General features: G+C 40.3%; 5 protein-coding genes. 3 read left to right on the forward strand and 2 right to left on the reverse strand.

All coding sequences use genetic code 11. The annotated features are described in order from the left end of the window. Positions 1 to 384, reverse strand: a 384-nt coding sequence (locus tag H740_RS03320) for a uracil-DNA glycosylase family protein (RefSeq protein ID WP_002951289.1), incomplete at its 3' end; no start/stop codon positions are given. Between the two features lie 39 nt (positions 385 to 423). Next, positions 424 to 900: a GNAT family N-acetyltransferase gene (locus H740_RS03325; protein WP_002951294.1), complete on the reverse strand. Its 477-nt coding sequence runs from the start codon at positions 898 to 900 to the stop codon at positions 424 to 426. Positions 901 to 1,035: 135 nt separating this feature from the next. On the opposite strand from H740_RS03325, the gene rpmH reads away from it, so the two are divergent. Genes rpmH through yidD form a run of 3 tightly spaced genes read left to right on the forward strand, consistent with a single transcriptional unit; the run spans position 1,036 to position 1,846 of the window. Beyond that, complete coding sequence (gene rpmH, locus H740_RS03330) at positions 1,036 to 1,170, forward strand: 50S ribosomal protein L34 (RefSeq protein ID WP_002946826.1); 135 nt, start codon at positions 1,036 to 1,038, stop codon at positions 1,168 to 1,170. After that, positions 1,158 to 1,502: a ribonuclease P protein component gene (rnpA, locus tag H740_RS03335; RefSeq protein WP_414734173.1), complete on the forward strand. Its 345-nt coding sequence runs from the start codon at positions 1,158 to 1,160 to the stop codon at positions 1,500 to 1,502. Before rpmH ends, rnpA begins: the two co-directional genes overlap by 13 nt. 2 nt (positions 1,503 to 1,504) lie before the next feature. Then, complete coding sequence (gene yidD / locus H740_RS03340) at positions 1,505 to 1,846, forward strand: membrane protein insertion efficiency factor YidD (RefSeq protein WP_002946838.1); 342 nt, start codon at positions 1,505 to 1,507, stop codon at positions 1,844 to 1,846. The last annotated feature ends 163 nt before the right edge of the window (positions 1,847 to 2,009 follow it).

Consider the following 2,009-nt stretch of genomic DNA (forward strand, 5'->3'; position numbering starts at 1 on the left):
AAGCTCGTAGGCGTTTGTCGGAACTTTGGCTGCGGGCTTGCATTTTAGCAGGCTCGTGACGTAAATTTCGTCCTTTTTAAGCCCTGCTAGCTCGTTTAAATTTTGCAAAAACTTATCGTCGCTCGCCAAAAACTCCCCGCTTGTGTCTTCGGCGGCGTTTGGTGCGTCAAATACGAAAACCACTTTGGCGTTTTTATCGCCAAGGCCCGTTAGCGCATGATTTGCGCTCTTGCAAAGCTCGCATAGATTGCACTCTTTGATGCTTGCATTTAGCTCGGCAAGGCTTCTTGGTAAGGCCGCGGACGAAGGCGAAAAATCGGCAAATTTATACCCGAAGGCCCTAAGATAGTAAAGTTCTCTTAAAATTTCGTTTGCGTAACTCATCGCGCGATGATATCCAAAAGTGCGTTAAAAACAGATAAATCAAAGTGCTAGTTTGCTTAAATTTTCGCCGTCCAAGCGGTAGTTTCGCCACTGCTCGGACTGGTTTTTCGCGCCCATTTTTTCGTAAAATTTAATGCCGGGCTCGTTCCAGCGCAGGCACGCCAACTCGAGGCGTTGGAGGTTTTCGTCCTTGCAAATTTTAGCTAGATGCTTAAAAAACTCCTTTCCTATGCCTTTGTTGCGATACTCTTTTTGGACGTATAAATCCTCCAAATACATCCCGCCAAGTCCCAAAAAAGTGGAAAAGGTGTAAAAATATATCGCGTAGGCGATGATTTTACCCTCGCTTTCGCAGACTAAAATCTCGGCGTAGTTTTTCTCAAAAACAGACTCCGCGAAAATTTCGGGCGTAAATTTTACATCGTTGCTCATTTTTTCGTATTCGGCTAGTTCTTTAACCAGCTCGCAAACGGCTATAATGTCGGCTCTAACGGCTTTTCTAATAACGTAAGGCAAATTTGCTCCTAAATTTTAATAAGCGATTATATTTTTATTATTTTAAAACGAAGTTTAAAAATTTATTAAAAGGATTTTAAGCGATTTGTTGATAAAATCACCGACTTATATCAAAATCACCATAAGGAAAAATTTATGAAAAGAACATACCAACCTCATAAAACCCCTAGAAAACGCACTCACGGGTTTCGCGTCCGCATGAAAACTAAGAACGGCCGCAAAGTGCTAAACGCAAGACGCGCAAAAGGCAGAGCAAGATTGGCCGTTTAAGCAAATTTAGCCCTATAAGCAGCCAAAAGGAGTTTTCAAGCGTCTACAAAGAGGCCGTCAAATGGCACTGCGAGGAGGCGATAGTCTTTTTTAAGCCTTGCAATGAAAACAAACTAGCCGTCGTAGCCAGCAAAAAGGTGGGCAAAGCCGTCGTTCGCAACCGATGTAAAAGACTTTTGCGAGCGGTCGTCGTCGAGATTTCAAATGAGCTTGCGGACGGCATTTATGTGATAGTCGTTAAAAACGGGCTAGATAAAAGCTCGTTTTTAAAGCTCAAAAAAAATATCTCTTGGGCTATGAAAAAACTCGGATGTATAAAATCAGGCATATGAAAATGATAAAACAAGCTATTTTATTTTTGATAAAAGCGTATCAAGATTATATCTCCAAATTTACTCCGAAGTCTTGCAGATACTATCCATCTTGCTCCGAATTTGCCGTTTGGCAGTTCAAATTTAACGGCTTTTTCTCGGCGCTTTTTGCGGTTATTTTTAGAATTTTACGCTGTAATCAACTCTTTAAGGGCGGCATCGACTACCCTGTCATCAGTAAAAATTTCAACTCTTTTTTTATATCCAATCAAAATTTAAAATCACATATCGCATTTTGGTTCGTCCCGTATAAAAAAAATAAATTCTACGTTATTAAAAATTTAGACTTTCAAAAGGAAAAATAGTGTTAGACAATATGTCAGTTCAAAAACGCGTGTTATTAGCGACCGTTTTATCTTTTATCTTTTTTATCGCTTACGATTATTTTTTTATTCCTAAAAATTTGCCGTTAGATCAAAACCAAACCGTAGCTGCGCAGCAATCAAGCCAGGCAAACGCCGCTCCGAG

Origin of the sequence: Campylobacter showae CC57C, from assembly GCF_000344295.2 — a bacterium.
In the GTDB taxonomy this organism is placed as follows: Bacteria; Campylobacterota; Campylobacteria; order Campylobacterales; family Campylobacteraceae; genus Campylobacter_A; species Campylobacter_A showae_B.

Coding starts and splice junctions, on each gene's coding strand:
- yidD (WP_002946838.1), top strand. CDS start 1,505: ATGATAAAACAAGCTATTTTATTTTTGATAAAAGCGTATCAAGATTAT.
- rpmH (WP_002946826.1), top strand. CDS start 1,036: ATGAAAAGAACATACCAACCTCATAAAACCCCTAGAAAACGCACTCAC.